This window comes from Streptomyces sp. x-19 (assembly GCF_046549115.1).
GTDB classification, from domain to species: domain Bacteria; phylum Actinomycetota; class Actinomycetes; order Streptomycetales; family Streptomycetaceae; genus Streptomyces; species Streptomyces albulus_C.
Genome location: NZ_JAJPWK010000005.1, coordinates 68962 through 87017, shown reverse-complemented (window position 1 = coordinate 87017; position 18056 = coordinate 68962). Strand labels below are relative to the sequence as shown.

General features: G+C 73.8%; 13 protein-coding genes and 2 pseudogenes. 10 read left to right on the top strand and 5 right to left on the bottom strand.

All coding sequences use genetic code 11. The annotated features are described in order from the left end of the window. The first annotated feature begins 112 nt into the window (after positions 1 to 112). Together ACLJT4_RS15410 and rodA are read left to right on the top strand one after the other, a co-directional pair. Complete coding sequence (locus ACLJT4_RS15410) at positions 113 to 925, top strand: class I SAM-dependent methyltransferase (protein WP_411122888.1); 813 nt, start codon at positions 113 to 115, stop codon at positions 923 to 925. Between the two features lie 160 nt (positions 926 to 1085). Then, entirely contained in the window at positions 1086 to 2282 is a 1197-nt protein-coding gene (rodA, locus tag ACLJT4_RS15405) for a rod shape-determining protein RodA (RefSeq protein ID WP_411122887.1), read from the top strand. A gap of 50 nt (positions 2283 to 2332) precedes the next feature. Here the strand turns inward: rodA and ACLJT4_RS15400 are convergent, their stop codons facing one another. After that, positions 2333 to 2776: a hypothetical protein gene (locus tag ACLJT4_RS15400; protein ID WP_411122886.1), complete on the bottom strand. Its 444-nt coding sequence runs from the start codon at positions 2774 to 2776 to the stop codon at positions 2333 to 2335. A 283-nt stretch (positions 2777 to 3059) separates the two neighbouring features. On the opposite strand from ACLJT4_RS15400, the gene ACLJT4_RS15395 reads away from it, so the two are divergent. The 5 genes and pseudogenes from ACLJT4_RS15395 (at position 3060) to ACLJT4_RS15375 (ending at position 9976) form a co-directional block, all read left to right on the top strand. Further along, positions 3060 to 3500 carry a hypothetical protein gene (locus ACLJT4_RS15395; protein ID WP_411122885.1) on the top strand — a complete coding sequence of 147 codons (441 nt, stop codon included), beginning with the start codon at positions 3060 to 3062 and terminating at the stop codon, positions 3498 to 3500. A 57-nt stretch (positions 3501 to 3557) separates the two neighbouring features. Next, positions 3558 to 5042: pseudogene (locus ACLJT4_RS15390) on the top strand (caspase, EACC1-associated type); the annotation flags it as partial. 258 nt (positions 5043 to 5300) lie between these two features. Beyond that, positions 5301 to 5795: pseudogene (locus tag ACLJT4_RS15385) on the top strand (FtsK/SpoIIIE domain-containing protein); the annotation flags it as partial. 13 nt (positions 5796 to 5808) lie between these two features. Continuing rightward, a complete protein-coding gene (gene eccCb / locus ACLJT4_RS15380) occupies positions 5809 to 8997 on the top strand; it encodes a type VII secretion protein EccCb (RefSeq protein ID WP_411122884.1) in 3189 nt (1062 codons plus the stop codon). 217 nt (positions 8998 to 9214) lie between these two features. Beyond that, a complete protein-coding gene (locus ACLJT4_RS15375; RefSeq protein WP_411122883.1) occupies positions 9215 to 9976 on the top strand; it encodes a GNAT family N-acetyltransferase in 762 nt (253 codons plus the stop codon). On the opposite strand, the gene ACLJT4_RS15370 is transcribed toward ACLJT4_RS15375, so the two are convergent. Continuing rightward, positions 9963 to 10697 carry a DUF4389 domain-containing protein gene (locus tag ACLJT4_RS15370; protein WP_411122882.1) on the bottom strand — a complete coding sequence of 245 codons (735 nt, stop codon included), beginning with the start codon at positions 10695 to 10697 and terminating at the stop codon, positions 9963 to 9965. The genes ACLJT4_RS15375 and ACLJT4_RS15370 overlap by 14 nt on opposite strands. A 190-nt stretch (positions 10698 to 10887) precedes the next feature. Beyond that, a complete protein-coding gene (locus ACLJT4_RS15365) occupies positions 10888 to 12336 on the bottom strand; it encodes a glutamate decarboxylase (protein ID WP_411122881.1) in 1449 nt (482 codons plus the stop codon). 602 nt (positions 12337 to 12938) lie between these two features. On the opposite strand from ACLJT4_RS15365, the gene ACLJT4_RS15360 reads away from it, so the two are divergent. After that, entirely contained in the window at positions 12939 to 13979 is a 1041-nt protein-coding gene (locus ACLJT4_RS15360) for an alcohol dehydrogenase (protein WP_411122880.1), read from the top strand. Between the two features lie 33 nt (positions 13980 to 14012). Here ACLJT4_RS15360 and ACLJT4_RS15355 read toward each other — a convergent pair whose 3' ends face one another. Further along, positions 14013 to 14969 (bottom strand): GlxA family transcriptional regulator, encoded by a 957-nt coding sequence (locus tag ACLJT4_RS15355; RefSeq protein ID WP_411122879.1) that lies wholly within the window; start codon positions 14967 to 14969, stop codon positions 14013 to 14015. A gap of 100 nt (positions 14970 to 15069) precedes the next feature. Here ACLJT4_RS15355 and ACLJT4_RS15350 point away from each other — a divergent pair, with 100 nt between their 5' ends. Both ACLJT4_RS15350 and ACLJT4_RS15345 read left to right on the top strand, forming a co-directional pair. Further along, positions 15070 to 15384, top strand: coding sequence for a cupin domain-containing protein (locus ACLJT4_RS15350; RefSeq protein ID WP_038517683.1), 315 nt, complete (start codon positions 15070 to 15072; stop codon positions 15382 to 15384). A 261-nt stretch (positions 15385 to 15645) separates the two neighbouring features. Then, entirely contained in the window at positions 15646 to 16938 is a 1293-nt protein-coding gene (locus tag ACLJT4_RS15345; protein ID WP_411122878.1) for a cytochrome P450, read from the top strand. A gap of 106 nt (positions 16939 to 17044) precedes the next feature. Here the strand turns inward: ACLJT4_RS15345 and ACLJT4_RS15340 are convergent, their stop codons facing one another. Then, a complete protein-coding gene (locus ACLJT4_RS15340; protein WP_411123177.1) occupies positions 17045 to 17557 on the bottom strand; it encodes a GNAT family N-acetyltransferase in 513 nt (170 codons plus the stop codon). Positions 17558 to 18056 lie beyond the last annotated feature (499 nt).

The window sequence follows — 18056 nt, the reverse complement described above, 5'->3', positions numbered from 1 at the left end:
GGTCGGGCCGCTCCTGCCGCCCCGGGCGTCCGGCGCACTTCCCGGTAGCTTCCAGGAGTTGGGCGGCGCCGGACCCGGGGGCGCCGGACGGACGGCGGTTACGGGAGGACGCATGGACGCGGTGGACGGATGCGCGGAGCCGGAGCGGGCCGGCGGCGGGCCGGGCGGGGCGCGGCACGTCCGCACGGTGGAGGACGTGCTCCGGCTGATGGACGGACTGTTCGCGCCGGCGGCCGACCGCTGGACGGCGGGCGCGGGGGCCTGGTGGGACGCCTTCTACGCGGACCGCGACCGTCCGGTGCCGTTCTTCGCGGCGAAGCCGGACGAGAACCTCGTGGGGTACCTCGACCGCGGGCTGGTCACCGGCGGCCGCGCGCTGGACCTGGGCTGCGGGCCGGGGCGCAACGCCCTGCACCTGGCCGCCCGGGGCTTCGAGGTGGACGCCGTGGACCTCTCCCCCGCCGCCCTCGCCTGGGCCGAGGACCGCGCCCGTGCGGCCGGGGCCGCGATCCGCTTCCACCGCGGGGACGCCTTCAGCGCCCTCGCCGACCCGGAAGCGGCCGCGGAGCACGGGTTGCACGGCCGGTACGACCTGATCTACGACTCCGGGTGCTTCCACCACCTGCCGCCGCACCGCCGGATCAGCTACCTCGCCCTCCTGGACCGGGCCTTGGCGCCCGGCGGTCATTTCGGCCTCACCTGTTTCGCGGCCGGGGCGATGGGGTCGGAACTCCCGGACGCCGAGCTGTACCGCGGCTCCGGCCTGCACGGCGGCCTGGCCTACACGCCCGGGGCGCTGCGGGCGCTCTTCGCCGACCTGATCGAGGTCGAACTGCGCCGGATGCGGGACGAGCCCCCCGCATCCGCTTCGTTCGGGGAAGCCTTCCTGTGGACGGCCCTGTTCCGGCGCCCGGTGCGGGGCTAGGGCGGTCCGCCATCGGGCGGGTGGCCCCGCTGCCGGCCGTGGCACGCCGGTGGTCCTCGCCGTCGAGCCGTCCGCACCGACACACCGTACGCTTTCATACTTGCGCAAGTTTGAGGAGTACTGTCTGCCTGTCGTGGCTCCGTCCGGACAGGAGGTCCCGGTGAGCGCCGTCAGCTTTCCCGTGCGCGGTACCACCCGCGCCAAATCGGTCTGGGGCCGGATCCTCGGGCGGGGATCCCTGGCCCGCAGACTCGACTGGATGTTGTTCGGCGCGGCCTTCGCGCTCTCGGCGATCGGCGCGCTGCTGGTCTTCTCCGCGACCCGCGGCCGGATGCAACTCAACCAGGGCGACCCCTACTTCTTCGTCGTCCGGCACCTCGTCAACACCGGGATCGGGCTCGCCCTCGGCGCGGTCACCCTCTGGTACGGCCACCGGCGGCTGCGCGACACCGCGGCCCTGCTGTACGCCGTGACCGTGCTGCTGGTGGCGCTGGTACTGACACCGGTCGGCGCCACCATCAACGGATCCCGGCGGTGGATCGTGATCGGCGGCGGCATGTCGATCCAGCCCGCCGAATTCGTCAAGGTCGCCGTCGTCATCGCGATGGCGGTGGCACTGACCTCACGGGTGGACGCCGGCGACCTGACCCGGCCGGACCGGCGGGGCATCGTCCGGGCGCTCGCCCTGGGCGGCTTCCCGGCGCTGCTCATCCTGCTCACCCCGGACCTCGGCCAGGTGTTGGGCATCGCGGCGATCGTGCTGTGCATGCTGGTCGTCGCGGGCGCACCGAAGCGGTGGATCCTGGGGCTGCTGGGCGTCGGCCTGGTCGGCTGCCTGGCGGTCTGGCAGTTCCACCTGCTGGACCAGTACCAGATCAACCGGTTCGCCGCGTTCGCCGATCCGGCGCTCGATCCGTCCGGCGTCGGCTACAACACCAGTCAGGCCCGGATCGCCATCGGCGCCGGCGGCCTGACCGGCTCGGGGCTCTTCCACGGCGCCCAGACCAACGGCCAGTTCGTGCCCGAACAACAGACCGACTTCGTCTTCTCGGTGGCCGGGGAGGAACTGGGCTTCCTCGGCGCCGGCCTGATCATCGCGCTGATCGGGGTGGTGCTGTGGCGGGCCTGCCGGATCGCACGGAACTGCCCGGACCTGTACGGCACGGTCACCGCGGCCGGCGTCGTGGGCTGGTTGGCGTTCCAGGCGTTCGAGAACATCGGGATGAACCTCGGCATCATGCCGGTCACCGGCCTGCCGCTGCCGTTCGTCAGCTACGGCGGGTCGTCGATGTTCGCCGGGTGGGTGGGCATCGGGCTGCTCCAGTCGATAAGGACGCAGCGGGTGATGTCGGCCTGAACGTCCGGGCCGGTCCGGGCGGGGCGGCCCGGCCGGCGCCGGTCGGACGACTACCGGGCGGCGAACAGGGCCCGCAGGTGCCGGCCGTTGGCGACCGCCACGACGCCCAGCAGCGCCAGCCCGCAGACGCCCTGCTCCACCTTCAGCCACACCGGGAACGGGCCGGGCACGGCGACGAGGACGGCGATGGCCAGCGTCATGACGGCGGCCACGATCCGCAGCCTGCGGTAGGCGCCGCGGGAGCCACCGGCCGCCCGGACGGTGAAGGCGCACGTCAGCAGCGCGCTGACGACGACGATGCTGGTGCGCACCCAGACCGCGTCGTTCACGACGGCGGCGTCGTCGCGGAGGAGGAAGACGGCCGCGAGGGTGAGCGCGCTGAGCGCGAGGTAGCCGCCGACCAGCAGCTTCATGCCGCGGAAGGCCCTGATGCTGCGGGGGTGTTGCAGCGCTTCGGTGGGAACCGCGCTGGGGCGCGGGCTCCGGGCGTTCATGGTGGGGTCCCTTCTGCCGGTCGCAGGGGCGGCGCCCCTGCCTGCGATCCCCTCCAGCATCCGGCCGCCCAGGCCGCCGTTCGTCGGTCTGGCGGACGACTCCGTCGGCGCCGCGCGTCAGGGAGCGGTGCGGGGCAACCCGTACGGGCCACCACCGAGGCGTCTCGGGGTCACCGCGCCGCCGGCCGCAACTGGCGTGCACTGCAGCAGTGTTGAGACATCCCAACACCCCCCTCCGGGCGCGGCTGCCTCTAGAATCCTGCGGTGACGCGAAAGGTGGCTCATGACGATCACGGGGGACGTCACCGTCGTCGTGCACGACGAGGACGCCGATGACGAGGAACTCGACGCACTGACACGGCAGTTGCAGGTGGAACTGCTCCAGCTCGACCTGCCCGACGTGGTGCGCCCGGCGACGACCGGCGCGACCGGCGGCAAGAGCGCGCTCGTGACGGCGCTCGGCACGTTGGTGCTCAGCGGCGGCTTCTCGGTCGCCGTCCTGCGGTCGGTCACCCGCATCGTGCAGGACGTGCTCCGCCGCAGCGGAGCCCGCAAGGCCGTGCTGGTCAGCGGCGAGCACCGGCTGGAGATCCAGGGGGCGTCGAAGAAGACCACGGACGCGGCGGTGGAGGCGTGGCTCCGGATGGTGGCCGACGGCACCGACACCGCACCGGGCGAAGCGGCGGGGCCGACGGCGCTGGAGGGCCCCACGGGGGACGCGTGATGGCGCGCCCGGACCGCGCCGCGGCAGGCCGGGCAGCGCGGCCCGCGGGAGGGACCCGTGGGTGAGCGCCGCGCCCTGCTGATCGCCACCGAGCGCTACCTCGACGACTCGCTGCCCCAGCTGCGCTCCCCCGTCCACGACGCCCGCAAGCTCGCGGCGCTCCTCGAAGACCCGGACATCGGCCAGTTCGACGCCGTCCAGGTGCTCGTCGACGAGTCCAAGGCGGTCATCGAGGAGGCCGTCGAGCGGCTCTTCACCGACCGCGAGGTGGACCTCGCCCTGGTCTACCTGTCCTGCCACGGCCTGAAGGACCGCCGGGGGCGGCTGCACTTCGCCACGGTGCGGACCAACCGCGAGATGATCCGCGCCAGTTCGGTCTCGGCGGAGTTCATCAAGGAGTCGATGGAGTACAGCCGCGCGCAGCAGAAGATCGCGCTGTTGGACTGCTGCTTCTCCGGTGCGTTCGGCACGTCCAAGGGCGACCCGGGACTCGACGACATCCCCCGGCAGTTCGTGGACCACCGCGGCAGCTACGTGATCACCGCCGCCAACTCCGTCCAGGAGGCGCTGGAGGACGAGTCTCCGGGCGGCGGGCCGACCGCGTGGAGCTCGGTGTTCACCCGCGCCGTGATCGACGGCCTGCACACCGGCCGCGCCGACCTCGACGAGGACGGCTGGGTCACGGCGCAGGAGCTGTACCAGTACGTGTCCGACACGGTGGCCCGCACCCACGAGCAGAAGCCCACCTTCTTCGGCAGCGACATCCAGGGCGGCAGCCACCTCCGGCTCTCGAAGGCGTCCCCGCACGCGCACCGGCCGTTCCCCGGGCTCGCCGAGACCGACGGCCCCTCGCCGCTCGCCACCGTGGACCAGTTGCTGCCGCCGCTGGCGGTGACCCCCGACCGCGGCCTCTCGGCCGAGGAGTGGCGCAACAACGGGCAGTTGATCACCCCGATCGGGCGCTCCCACCGGGCCGAGGGCCGCCGGGTCCAGACCCACTTCGTGGACCTGTCCGGCGGCGCCGGACACGTGGCCGTGGCCGGTGGCCCGCGCAGCGGCAAGACCCTGCTGCTGCAGACGCTGGTGACCTCGTTGGCCCTGACCCACACCCCGCACGAGGTCGAGTTCCACTGCATCGACCTCGGCGGCGGCGGACTGCGCCGGCTCAGGCACCTGCCGCATGTCCGGGGCTTCGCGCAGCGCCAGGACCCGGACGGGGTGCACCGGACGGTCGCCCGGGCGGTGGCCCTCAACGCCCGCCGGGAGCACGACTTCGAGCGGCTGCCGGCGATCGACTCCATCGAGGCGTACCGCGGGGCACGGGCCCGCGGGCTGCTCGCCGACCAGCCGGTCGGCGACCTCTTCCTGGTCGTCGACGGGTGGGCGGAGTTCGCCGAGGACTTCCAGGACCTGGCGGCGGCCCTGCGCGGCATCGGGACCACCGGTCTGCGCCACGGCGTGCACCTGATGGTCAGCACGTCCCGCTGGGCGGCCGTCCCCCGGCCGCTGCTGGAGGTGATGCTGACCCGTTTCGAGCTGGCGCTCAGCTCCCCCGACGAGTCGTTGATCCAGCCGGAGCTGGCCGCCAGGCTCACCCCGGCCACGCCCGGTGTGGCGCTCTGCAACGACCGGGCCGAGAAGCGGTACGTGCACGTCGCGCTGCCGCGCACGGACGGGGCGGCCTCGGTGCACGACCTGGCGACGGCCGCGGCGGAGCTGGGCGCGCGGGTGCGCGGCGGCTGGGCCCGGTTCGCGGCGTCGGAGCCGGCTCCGGCCCCGACGCCCGCCGCCCGCGACGCCTTGCCGTTCACGGACCTCCTGGCCATCGAGGACGCCGGCGCCCTGGATCCGGCCCGACAATGGCGGCCGCGCCGCCCCGAGGAGCGGCTCCGGGTGCCGATCGGCGTCGACGTGCAGGGGCAGCCGGTCCTCCTGGACCTCAAGGAGGCGGCCCAGAACGGGATGGGGCCGCACGGGCTGTGCGTGGGCGCCACCGGCTCCGGCAAGTCCGAGCTGCTGCGCACCCTGGTGATGGCGCTCGCCGTCACGCACTCCTCCGAGCACCTGAACTTCATCCTGGCGGACTTCAAGGGCGGGGCGACGTTCGCCGGCCTGTCGGAGCTGCCGCACGTCGCGGCGGTGATCACCAACCTCGCCGACGACACCGCGCTGATCGACCGGATGCGGGACGCGATCAGCGGCGAGCTGCAACGCCGCCAGGAACTGCTGCGTACCGCGGGGAACTACGCCAACCTCACCGGCTACGAGCGCGCCCGGGCCACGGGACTTCCGATGGGTCGCCCGGGCGGTGGCCCTCAACGCCCGCCGGGAGCACGACTTCGAGCGGCTGCCGGCGATCGACTCCATCGAGGCGTACCGCGGGGCACGGGCCCGCGGGCTGCTCGCCGACCAGCCGGTCGGCGACCTCTTCCTGGTCGTCGACGGGTGGGCGGAGTTCGCCGAGGACTTCCAGGACCTGGCGGCGGCCCTGCGCGGCATCGGGACCACCGGTCTGCGCCACGGCGTGCACCTGATGGTCAGCACGTCCCGCTGGGCGGCCGTCCCCCGGCCGCTGCTGGAGGTGATGCTGACCCGTTTCGAGCTGGCGCTCAGCTCCCCCGACGAGTCGTTGATCCAGCCGGAGCTGGCCGCCAGGCTCACCCCGGCCACGCCCGGTGTGGCGCTCTGCAACGACCGGGCCGAGAAGCGGTACGTGCACGTCGCGCTGCCGCGCACGGACGGGGCGGCCTCGGTGCACGACCTGGCGACGGCCGCGGCGGAGCTGGGCGCGCGGGTGCGCGGCGGCTGGGCCCGGTTCGCGGCGTCGGAGCCGGCTCCGGCCCCGACGCCCGCCGCCCGCGACGCCTTGCCGTTCACGGACCTCCTGGCCATCGAGGACGCCGGCGCCCTGGATCCGGCCCGACAATGGCGGCCGCGCCGCCCCGAGGAGCGGCTCCGGGTGCCGATCGGCGTCGACGTGCAGGGGCAGCCGGTCCTCCTGGACCTCAAGGAGGCGGCCCAGAACGGGATGGGGCCGCACGGGCTGTGCGTGGGCGCCACCGGCTCCGGCAAGTCCGAGCTGCTGCGCACCCTGGTGATGGCGCTCGCCGTCACGCACTCCTCCGAGCACCTGAACTTCATCCTGGCGGACTTCAAGGGCGGGGCGACGTTCGCCGGCCTGTCGGAGCTGCCGCACGTCGCGGCGGTGATCACCAACCTCGCCGACGACACCGCGCTGATCGACCGGATGCGGGACGCGATCAGCGGCGAGCTGCAACGCCGCCAGGAACTGCTGCGTACCGCGGGGAACTACGCCAACCTCACCGGCTACGAGCGCGCCCGGGCCACGGGACTTCCGATGGAACCGCTGCCGTCCCTGGTGATCGTGGTCGACGAGTTCAGCGAACTGCTCACCGTCAAGCCGGACTTCATCGACATGTTCGTCCAGATCGGGCGGATCGGCCGCTCGTTGGGCGTGCACATGCTGCTCGCCTCGCAACGCCTGGAGGAGGGCAGGCTGCGCGGCCTGGACACGACCCTCTCGTACCGGATCGGGTTGCGGACGTTCTCGGCGGCCGAGTCGCGGGTGGCCATCGGGGTGCCGGACGCCTACCACCTGCCCGCGGCCCCCGGCAGCGGCATCCTGCGGTACGACGGCGAGGTCACGCTGCGGTTCTCGGCCGCGTACGTGTCGGGCGTCTACCGGGCGCCGGGAGCGACCGCCGGGCCCGGAACGGGCGAGGACCACGGGGACGCCCTCGCCGACAGCGTGCTGGACGTCCTCGTCCGGCGCCTGGAGGGCCAGGGCCCGCCGGCGCACCAGGTCTGGCTGCCGCCGCTGGAGGTGCCGGCCACCGTCGACCAGCTGCTGCCGCCGCTGGTGACCACCCCGGAGCGCGGGCTGCACCCGGCCGACTACCCGGCGCTGGGCAAGCTGGTGGCGCCCGTGGCCCTGGTGGACAAGCCGTTCGAGCAGCGCCGCGACGTCATGTACCTGGACTTCTCCGGAGGGGCCGGGCACGGGCTGTTCGTGGGCGGTCCGCAGTCCGGCAAGTCGACCGCGCTACGCACGACGATCGCCGCGTTCGCGCTCACCCACACCCCCCGCGAAGTGCAGTTCTACTGCGTGGACTTCGGCGGGGGCGGCATGCTCGACCTGGCCCGCCTGCCGCACGTCGGCGGGGTCGCCACCCGGCTGGAACCGGACCGGGTGCGCCGCACGATCGCCGAGGTCAGCGGGATCCTGGGGCGTCGGGAGGAGTTCTTCCGCGCGCACGGCATCGACTCCGTCGCCACCTACCGCCGGCGCCGGGCGGCCGGGGAGTTCCCGGACGAGGCGTGGGGCGACGTCTTCCTGGTGATCGACGGTTACGGCACGTTCCGGTCGGACTACGAACGGCTGGACGACGCCCTCCTCGACCTGGCCGCACGCGGCCTGGGCTTCGGCGTCCACCTCGTGCTCAGCGCGACCCGGTACTACGAGGTCCGCCCGGCACTGCGCGACCAACTGCTCAACCGGGTCGAGCTGCGGCTGGGCGACCCCATCGACTCGGAGTTCGACCGCCGGGAGGCGAACAACGTGCCGGTCGGCCGACCCGGCCGGGGTCTGTCGCCGGAGCGGCTGCACTTCCTCGCCGCGCTGCCGCGGCTCGACGGCGTCCCCGAGACCGACGACCTGGGCGTCGCGCTGGGCGAGCTGGCGTCGGTGGTGCGGGCCGAGTGGCCGGGGCCGGTGGCGCCGCCGGTGCGGGTGCTGCCCGCGGTGTTCCCGGCGGCCGAACTGCCGGCACCGACGGCGGACGAGCCCGGCATCGCGTTCGGCATCGACGAGACCGACCTGGCTCCGGTCCGCATCGACTTCGAGACGGACCCGCTGCTGGTGGTCTACGGCGAGACCGAGTCGGGCAAGTCGTCGCTGCTGCGGCTGCTGCTCGGACAGCTGGCCGCGCGCTACCCGACCGACGAGGCCCTGATGGTGGTCGGCGACTACCGCCGGAGCCTGCTCGACGACCTGCCCGACGACCACGTCCCCGACTACTGCACCGCCGCCCCGCGGCTCGACGGGGCGCTCGCCGGGCTCGCCGCGTCGCTGGGGAGGCGGATGCCCGGACCCGACGTCACCCCGGAGCAGCTGCGCAACCGCACCGGGTACGACGGCCCGGACGCGTTCGTGATCGTCGACGACTACGACCTGGTGGCGACCAACAGCGGCAACCCGCTCCGGCCGTTGCTGGAGTACCTGCCGTTCGCCCGCGACGTGGGGCTGCGCCTGATCCTGGCGCGGAGCACCGCGGGCGCCGGCCGGGCGCTCTACGAGCCGCTGTTGCAGCGCGTCACGGAGCTGGGCGCGCAGGTCCTGCTGTTGTCCGGCGACGCGGCGGAGGGCGCGCTGGTGGGGCCGCACCGTCCGGCGCGGCTGCCACCGGGCCGGGCCCAGTTCATCGTCCGCCGCCGCGAGCCGCGACTGGTGCAAACGGCCTGGTTACCGCAGGGTTAGGGCCGGTCGGTAGCCGTCCGGCGAGGAGGATTTGCCCCCTCCCGGGGGCGGTGTGCCACAGTGGGATCTCCGGCCGGCCGGGCGTTTCGCCGCGCGCGCGACGACGGTGGCCGCCGGACTCCCGACAACCCCATCCCCAGCACGACGGTTGCGGCCGTGCCCTGCCCGGATCCTGCCCGTCCGTCCTTCCCCGAGCGACTTCTTCCCCCAGAGAGCGATGCAGGCGACGACTCTTCTTCCCCGGACCGCGGACCTGTTCACCCAGGGCCTGGAACAGCAGGCCGGCTCCGCCCTCCTGCGCTTCGGCGCCGCCCGGCCGCGCCCGGACGGCCGGATCAGTTGGTCCGGCGACGGTGCGGTGGCCTGGCTCGACGAGCCGCGCGGCCATGTCTGGAGCGTCGGCGAGCCCACCGCGGCGGCCGGCCTCGTCCTGCGTGCCTCCCATCAACTCCCCCAGAAAGTGCGGGAGTTCACCGGGCCGCGGGGCACCGAGGCGTTGCTCGCCCGACATCTGCCGGTGGCCGAGCCGATCGCGTGGGTCTTCCGGTGGACGCTCGCCGAGCCGTCGGTCCATCCTGCCGAGGAGCGGGTGGTGGAGCTGGACCCGACGCACCACGAGGAACTGCTGACCTTCCTCAACGCGCACAGCCCGGCGCACTCGACCGGGCCCGGCTCCGCGGACGTCAGCCTGTGGGCCGGCATCCGCGGCGCGGACGGGCAGCTGGTGGCCTGCGGGGCGCTGAGCATGCTGCGGGACAGCGGCGCGCCGCTGATGGCGTCGGTCGCCACCGACGCGGCGCAGCGCGGCCAGGGCCTGGGCGCGGCGCTGACCTCGTGGCTCACCCGGTACGCGGTCCGCCGGTACGGGTTCTGCACGCTGTGGCAGCTGGCCGACAACGCGCCGGCCGACCGGCTCTACACCCGCCTCGGCTACCGCAACGAGGACCCCTGCGTGGCCGGGCGGATCACCGGGCACTGACCGCCGGGGCGTGCCGGCGCGGCGGCCGGTGGCGCAGGCGGTTCCGCAGCCGGCCGGAGCGCCGGCCGGTGCTCTCCGGGCGGAGCGGCGGGAGGGCGTCGGTCAGGAAGAACAGGTACGCCAGGACCTGGATCACCCAGCGGTCGAAGGCGACCAGACTGCGGAACTGGCCACGCGGGTAGTGCCCGGTCCGTAGGAGCGTGGCGGCGGGCGAGCTGAGGATCAGGACGGTCAGGGCGGCCAGCGCCAGGACGGCGGACAGCCCTCCGATCCACCACACCAGTCGGAAGACCAGGGCGACCAGCACCACCAGCAGGAGCTGTGGGAGGGCGCGCAGCCGCGAGAGGAGCAGCCCCGGGCCGCGGGGCAGGTGCGCCGGACGGTCGACGTACAGGCGGGCGGGATAGTCCGCCGCGGCGCGGAGGGTGAAAGGCGGGTAACGGTCGGTGGCCAGTGCCCCGTAGGAGTAGTAGGCGACCCGCCAGGCCCAGCGCAGCACGCCGGTGGAGAAGGCGAACAGCCATCGGGGGTAGCGGCCGGTGACGAAGATCGCCGGAAGCGCCAGCACGGTGGCGACCAGCAATCCGAGGCCCAGGGCGGTCAGCGCGACGTGGTGCGGGATGAGCAGCAGCCACTTGACCGCCCAGAGCCAGCGGGACAGCGGTTCGTCGAGCTCCGCCTCGACCCGTACCGGCTGGTATTCCTCGGCGCTCGTCGACATGGTCGTCAGCCCCTTCCGCCCTCGTGGCCCCATCCGGCCGGAGCGTGCCCGCTACCACCAGCGTGACCGAGTCCGGCCGGTTTGGGGAGGGCCCCCGGCCTGGTGCTTGTGGGGCGGAGGGGCCGCCGTCGGCTGCGGCCCCGCCGACCCGGCCCGCTGGCCGTGGGTCGGGGCGGCGGGTCGGCCGGGGTCAGTCGCGGACCGCCTGCTCCGGAATGGCCGGCCGGCCGGCCTGCTTGGTCTCGGCGCCGTGGGCGAAGCCGCCGGCGTCGGCGGCGTCGCGGTGCGGACGCTGCTGGGCCTGGAGGCGCGGCAGGACCCGCCGCAGGTCGTCCAGGAACAGGTCGCCGAGGTCGTGACCGAAACCGTTGCGGATCACGACACGCAGGGCGGCCAGGTCGGTGCGGTTGGCCGGGAAGGTGTAGGCCGGGACCTGCCAGCCGCGTTCGCGGAGCGCGGCGGAGACGTCGAAGACGGTGAAGTTGGTGACGTCGTCGCTCATCCGGAAGGCGAAGACGGGGAGCTGGCTGCCGTCGGTGAGCAGGGTGAACGGCCCCATGGCGGCGATCTCGGCGGCGACCCGGGTGGCGACGTCCCGGCTGGTCTGCTGGACGGCGCGGTACCCCTCGAAGCCCAGGCGCAGGAAGTTGTAGTACTGGGCGATGACCTGGGCGCCGGGCCGGGAGAAGTTCAGCGCGAAGGTGGGCATGTCGCCGCCCAGGTAGTTGACGTGGAAGACCAGGTCCTCGGGGAGCGCGTCGGCGTCCCGCCACAGCGCCCAGCCGACGCCGGGCATCACCAGGCCGTACTTGTGGCCGGAGGTGTTGATGGAGGCGACCCGCGGGAGGCGGAAGTCCCAGACGAGTTCGGGGTCGAGGAAGGGGGCGATCATCGCGCCGGAGGCGCCGTCGACGTGCAGCGGGACGTCGATGCCGGCGCGTTCCTGGAGGGCGTCGAGGGCGGCGGAGATCTCGGCGACCGGCTCGTAGGCACCGTCGAAGGTGGAGCCGAGGACGGCGACGACGCCGATGGTGTTCTCGTCGCAGAGTTCGACGGCCTCCTCCGGGGAGAGGATGAAGCGGTCGCCCTCCATGGGCACGTAGCGCGGCTCGACCTCGAAGTAGTTGGCGAACTTCTCCCAGCAGATCTGGACGTTGATGCCCATCACCATGTTGGGACGCTCGGTGGACTTGCCCTCGGCGCGCCGGCGGTGCTGCCACCGGCGCTTGAGCGCGAGCCCGGCGAGCATCGCCGCCTCGCTGGACCCGGTGGTCGAACAGCCCACCGCCGCATGGGAGTCGGGGGCGTGCCACAGGTCGGCGAGCATGTGCACGCAGCGCGCCTCGATCTCGGCGGTCTGCGGGTACTCGTCCTTGTCGATCATGTTCTTCTCGGCGCACTCGGCCATCAGGCGCTGGGCCTGCGGTTCGGCCCAGGTGCTGACGAAGGTGGCGAGGTTCAGCCGGGCGTTGCCGTCCAGCATGAGTTCGTCGTGGACGATCTGGTACGCGGTGTCGGGATCCATGCCGTCGCCCGGCAGCTCGTACCGGGGGACGTGGACCGGCTGCTGACTGAAGACCGGGTTGACGGCGAGGTTGCGGCTGGCGTCGCGGTGCTGGTGCGGGCGCTTGAGTGGCATGGTGAGCGTGTCCTTCTCGGGTTCGTACCGGACCGTTCGGCGGACGGTCCGGTCGGCCCTCCCGCCCGGCCGGGCCGGTCCGCGCGCGGCGGCCAGGGTAACGGGTGTGACTGTGCGGGGGTGGCGGCTTGCGCCACGGTGGTGCGACGGACGGCAGGAGGGGCGATCCCCCGCGGAATCGGAGCGGGCAGCACTACTCGTTCCCCGTCGGGCGGCCCGCACGGGTCCAGTTCCCGCCGTCCTCACGGCACCCACCCGAACCGGATGAAACGGACGGAGCGGACTGGAACGCGCGCCCCTCTTCCCCCTGCACGCGGTCCGCCACGCACCGTGGTTCCCGCTCGGCGCGCGTGATCGGCCGTGAACTGGTGTGCTGGTGGAAGGAGGCCGTTGCCCCAGTACGCGGCGGCGCCGGCAGCCGGCCGAGCCGCACGCACGCGCAAGAGACCCATACGGGAGACACGCAGGGAAGCCGGGGCGGGAACCGACGCGCGGGCCCCCGGCGGGCGCGACGGCGTGGACCCGCGGACGAGGCGGGCCCGCGGCGCGCGGGACCCGGCCGGGACGCCCCGCACCGGCTCCGGCAGGCGGGAGAGATCCAGATGAGCAGCTACCGAGTCGCGCAGGTCGGTGCCGCCGGCGCGCCCTTCGAGATCGTCGAGCGTGAGGTGCCACGGCCGGGCCCGGGGCACGTCCGGGTCACCGTGGACGCCTGCGGGATCTGCCACAGCGACGCCATGTTCGTCGACGGCGCGCTGCCGGGCGTCCGGTTCCCGCTGGTCACCGGCCACGAGATCGCCGGCCGGATCGCGGAGGTCGGCGAGCACACCAACGGCCGGTGGAAGGTCGACGACCGGGTCGCGGTGGGCTGGTTCGGCGGCAGCTGTCACCACTGCACCCCCTGCCGGCAGGGCGACTTCATCGTGTGCGAGCACTTGAAGGTGCCGGGCTGGGCGTACGACGGCGGGTTCGGCGAAACGGTGATCGCCCCGGCCGATGCGCTGGCGCGGATCCCCGACGGCCTGGCGGCGGCGGACGCCGGCCCGATGGCGTGCGCCGGGGTCACCACCTACAACGGGCTGCGGCGCAGCACGGCCCGGCCGGGCGACCTGGTCGCCGTCCTCGGCCTCGGCGGCCTGGGGCACTTGGGCGTGCAGTTCGCCGTGGCGATGGGCTTCGAGACGGTCGCGATCGCCCGCGGTGCCGACAAGGCGGACTTCGCCAAGCAGTTGGGCGCGCACCACTACGTCGACAGCACCGCCGGCACCTCCGTCGCGAACGCCCTGCAGTCCCTGGGCGGCGCCCGGGTGGTGCTGGCCACCGCCTCCAACTCCGCCGCCATCTCGGCGACCCTGGAGGGATTGGCGCACCGCGGTGAGCTGGTGGTCATCGGTGCGGACACCGAACCGCTGGCGATCAGTCCGACGCAGCTGCTGATGCGGGCCCGGGTGGTCCGCGGCCATCCGTCCGGTACCGCGCAGGACGTCCAGGACACGATGGAGTTCTCTGCGCTCCAGGGCATCCGGCCGATGATCGAGACGATGCCGCTGGAGCACGCCAACGAGGCGTACGGGAAGATGCTCGCCGGCACGGCCCGGTTCCGGATGGTGCTCACCCACACGGAAGCCGGACGCACACGCTGACGCCGGCGCCCGCCCCCGCCCCAACCCCCGCCGTCACGCCCCGGCGCGGAACGCCCTGCGGTACGCGCCGGGTGTCGTCCCCACGGCGCGCAGGAAACGTCGCCGCAGGTTGGTGGGCGAGGAGAGGCCGACGCGGCGGGCGACGGCCGCCAGCGGGAGGTCGGTGGACTCCAACAGTTCCCGGGCCGCGGCGATGCGGCGGGCGAGCAGCCACTGTCCCGGGCTGACCCCGAGCTGGTCGGCGAACCGGCGGGCGAGCGTGCGCGCCGACACGCCCTCGCGCGCGGCCAGTTGCTCGACCGGCAGCGGTTCGCCGAGCCGGGCGGTCATCCACTCCAGGAGGGGCGCCAACGAACCGTCCAGCTGGATCGGGTGCGGCGGCGCCGTGTACTGGAGCTGGCCGCCCTCCCGGTGCGGCGGCATGACCATGCTCCGGGCCACCTGTGCGGCGTAGCCGGCCCCGTGGTCGGTGCGGACCAGGTGGAGGCAGAGGTCGATGCCGGCCCCGGCCCCCGCGCTGGTGGCGACGTCACCGTGGTCCACGTACAGCACGTCCGGGTCCACCTGGACGGCCGGGAACAGCGCGGCCAGTTGGTCGGCGCGGGCCCAGTGGGTGGTCGCGCGTCGCCCGTCCAACAGCCCTGCGTGTCCCAGGGCGAAAGCCCCGGAGCAGATGCTGACCAGCCGTGCGCCTCGGTCGTGCGCCCGGCGCAGTGCGCGGACGACCGCGGGGGTGGGCGGGTCCTCGGGCGGGAGCCACCCGGGGACGACGACGGTGTCGGCGCGGTCGAGGGCGTCCAGCCCGTCCGGCACGAACATGGCGTACCCGGCGAGGGTGGCCACCGGACCGGGCCGTTCCGTACACACCCCGAAGGCATAGCGGACCGGGATTCCGGTCCGCTCGATCCCGAACACCTCGGCCACGCAACCGAGCTCGAAGGTCGACTGCGGTGGGCGGACGAGGGCGACCACACGATGGGCAGCAGGCATGTCAAGAAAGTACCGCAGGATGTCTTTTCTGACACTCGGCTGGTCGGCGCCGTTCCGTGAGGCTGGGCGCATGGCAACGAAAGAGAACACGGACGACGCGATGGCCGGCTACGTGTGGAGTGCGGTGGCCCAGGCGCCGACGCGCGAGTTGTTCCCGGGGATCCGGCTGCGCCCGCTGTGGAGCGGGGCGAACGGCGCCCAGGCACAGGTGGTGGAGCTGGACCCGGGCTCGTGCTGGGAGGGGGTGGACGTGCACGCGCCCGGCCCGGAGGAGGTGTTCGTGGTCTCGGGCGTCTTCAACGACGGCGAACGGGACTACCCGGCCGGCTCGTTCATCCACGCACCCGCCGGGTCCTGGCACGTCCCCCAGACGCGGACCGGCTGCACGCTCTTCGTCTTCTATCCCGAGGGGTAGCGACCGGCTACACCGACTGCCCCTCATCGACCGACGCGCCGCCGCCCGGGCTTCCGCTCGGGCGGCGGCACCTTTGCGTCCGGGGCCGGCCGAGCATCGGCATCGGCATCGGCATCGGCATCGGCATCGGCATCAAGTAATGCCACACCTGGCGCCAGACATGGCGCCAAAAGTGTGCCATCATGGCGCCGGGGCCTCCGCGGCCCACCCCGATCGCCCACGCGATCACTCAACTGCGCCTCGCGATGGAGGACTTGCCCCATGTCGCACGATTCCTCGACTCCCCCGGCCCCTTCCCCGATTCCTTCCCCGGCCCCGTCGACGCCCGTCGCGCCCGCACCCGCGGGCACCCCACGGCCCGAGCCGGAGCCGCTCGCCGCACTGCCGGTCACCCGTCCCGCGGGGTGCCCGTTCTCCCCACCCGCCGCGTTCGCGGAGCTGCGGGCGGAGCAGCCACTGCGCCGGATGCGGTACCCGGACGGGCACCTCGGCTGGCTGGCCACCGGACACTCCGTGGCCCGCGCGGTGGCCGCCGACCCCCGGTTCAGCTCCCGCTACGAACTGGCGCACCTGCCGTTCCCGGGCATGGCCGACGTCACGCTCCCGCCGGCCCCGGTCGGCGACCTCACCGGCATCGACCCGCCCCACCACACCCGCTACCGACGCCTGCTCATGGGGAAGTTCACGGTCCGCCGGATGCGCGAACTGACCTCGCGGGTGGAGCAGATCACCGCCGAACACCTCGACGCCATGGAGCGGCAGGGCCCGCCGGTGGACCTCGTCGCGGCGTTCGCGCACCCCGTCCCGGCGCTGATGATCTGTGAACTGCTGGGCGTGCCCTACGCCGATCGCGACCGCTTCCAGCACCACGCCATGGCGGCGTCCGGCACCGGCGGCTCGCTGGAGGACCAGTACGCCGCCATGGCCGCGCTCCAGGAATTCGTCCGGGAGCTGGTGCACCTCAAGCGGGCACGGCCCACCGACGACCTGCTCAGCGACCTGACCACCAGCGATCTCAGCGATGAGGAACTGGCGGGCGTCGGCAGCTTCCTCCTGGGCGCCGGGCTGGACACCACCTCGAACATGATCGGGCTCGGCACCTTCGCCCTGCTGTCCCATCCGGAGCAGGCGGACGCGCTGCGCGCCGATCCCGGTCTCGCCGACCAGGCGGTCGAGGAGCTGATGCGCTACCTCACCATCACCCACACCGGCATCCGGGCCGCGCTGGAGGACGTCGCACTGGACGGGCAGTTGATCAGGGCCGGGGAGTCGGTCACCCTCGCGGTCCAGGCAGCCAACCGCGACCCGGAGCGCTTCCCCGACCCCGACCGCCTGGACCTGCGGCGCAGGGCCACCGGCCATCTGGCCTTCGGCCACGGCATCCACCAGTGCCTGGGACAGCAACTGGCCCGCGTCGAGATGCGGGTGGCCTTCCCGGCGCTGCTCACCCGCTTCCCGTCGCTGCGCCTGGCCATACCCCCGGAGGAGGTGCCGCTGCGCACCGACCCGACCATGCACGGCGTGCAGCGGCTCCCCGTCGCCTGGGACGCGTAGGAGGGCCCGCCGCAGCGGGCCCGGGGACGCGCCCGCCCGCACCCGACGGACGAGCACGCCCCGACCCGTCAGGGGCCCGACGCCCCAAGGAAGGGCGAACGCCCCGTCAGAGGCCGAACGCCCCGGCGTAGCGGATCACGCCGCTCGGCACGGGCACGGACGCGTCCAGGACGAGGGCCATCAACGCCTCGTCGGGGACCTCGAACGGCGCCCGGATGCCGAAGCGGGAGGCCGGGACGAAGCCGAACCGCGGGTAGTACTCGGGGTGGCCCAGCACCACCACCAAGCGCTCGCCGTGCGCCCGGGCGGCGGCGAGCGCAGCCCGGATGGCGGCCGTCCCCGCGCCCTGGCGCTGATGGGCCGGCAGCACCGCGCACGGTGCCAGGGCCAGCGCGGGCCGGCCGTCGATGTGGCAGCGGGTGAGCAGGGCATGCCCCGCGAGGGTGCCGTCCGGCGCCCGGGAGACCAGGGAGAGGCCGTCGATCCAGGCATCGGCGTCCGCACGCAGGGCGTCGACCAGGTCGGCCTCGTCGGCGGTGGGGAAGGCCGCGAGGTTGATCTCGCGGATCGCGGCGGCGTCCTCGGCGGTCTCGGGGCGGGTGGTCCAAGTGGTGTTCATGGTGGTTCCGTTCGAAGCGGTGGAGGGGGCGAGCCGGCCGGCGGGCGGGAGATCGCACGCGTCCCGCGCGTGCGGGCTCGAACCGTAGTCCGGGGCGGGGGTGCGCGGGCGCAACGCCGGGGCGCCGGCCGGTCGCGGCATGTGCCGGGCGCAGGCGTCCGAGCCGGCGCCCTGCCGGGACGGGGCGCGGAGCAGGCTGAAGGAGGCGTCGATCACGGGATCGACGCGAAGAGGTGGGGACAACGGAGAGACCCTTGGTGGAAGGGGCCCCGATGCGTGCCCGAGCAGGACCGCCCGACCGTCACGCGGTCGGGCGGCCGCCGGCAGGCGGGGTGCTCAGGTCAGACCCGGGGCCCGGAGAGGAGGATGGTCCGGGCACCGCACGTGGCGGTGGTCTCCGTGACAGTCATCAACTCATCTCTCCTTCGGTCCGTCGTCCTGGTCGCGTGCCTCGGCCGGCACGGCGGGCCGACGCTAACACGCCCGGCGATGGCCCCAC

Coding starts and splice junctions, on each gene's coding strand:
- ACLJT4_RS15410 (WP_411122888.1), top strand. CDS start 113: ATGGACGCGGTGGACGGATGCGCGGAGCCGGAGCGGGCCGGCGGCGGG.
- ACLJT4_RS15400 (WP_411122886.1), bottom strand. CDS start 2,776: ATGAACGCCCGGAGCCCGCGCCCCAGCGCGGTTCCCACCGAAGCGCTG.
- ACLJT4_RS15395 (WP_411122885.1), top strand. CDS start 3,060: ATGACGATCACGGGGGACGTCACCGTCGTCGTGCACGACGAGGACGCC.
- ACLJT4_RS15375 (WP_411122883.1), top strand. CDS start 9,215: ATGCAGGCGACGACTCTTCTTCCCCGGACCGCGGACCTGTTCACCCAG.
- ACLJT4_RS15370 (WP_411122882.1), bottom strand. CDS start 10,697: ATGTCGACGAGCGCCGAGGAATACCAGCCGGTACGGGTCGAGGCGGAG.
- ACLJT4_RS15365 (WP_411122881.1), bottom strand. CDS start 12,336: ATGCCACTCAAGCGCCCGCACCAGCACCGCGACGCCAGCCGCAACCTC.
- ACLJT4_RS15360 (WP_411122880.1), top strand. CDS start 12,939: ATGAGCAGCTACCGAGTCGCGCAGGTCGGTGCCGCCGGCGCGCCCTTC.
- ACLJT4_RS15355 (WP_411122879.1), bottom strand. CDS start 14,969: ATGCCTGCTGCCCATCGTGTGGTCGCCCTCGTCCGCCCACCGCAGTCG.
- ACLJT4_RS15350 (WP_038517683.1), top strand. CDS start 15,070: ATGGCCGGCTACGTGTGGAGTGCGGTGGCCCAGGCGCCGACGCGCGAG.
- ACLJT4_RS15345 (WP_411122878.1), top strand. CDS start 15,646: ATGTCGCACGATTCCTCGACTCCCCCGGCCCCTTCCCCGATTCCTTCC.
- ACLJT4_RS15340 (WP_411123177.1), bottom strand. CDS start 17,557: ATGAACACCACTTGGACCACCCGCCCCGAGACCGCCGAGGACGCCGCC.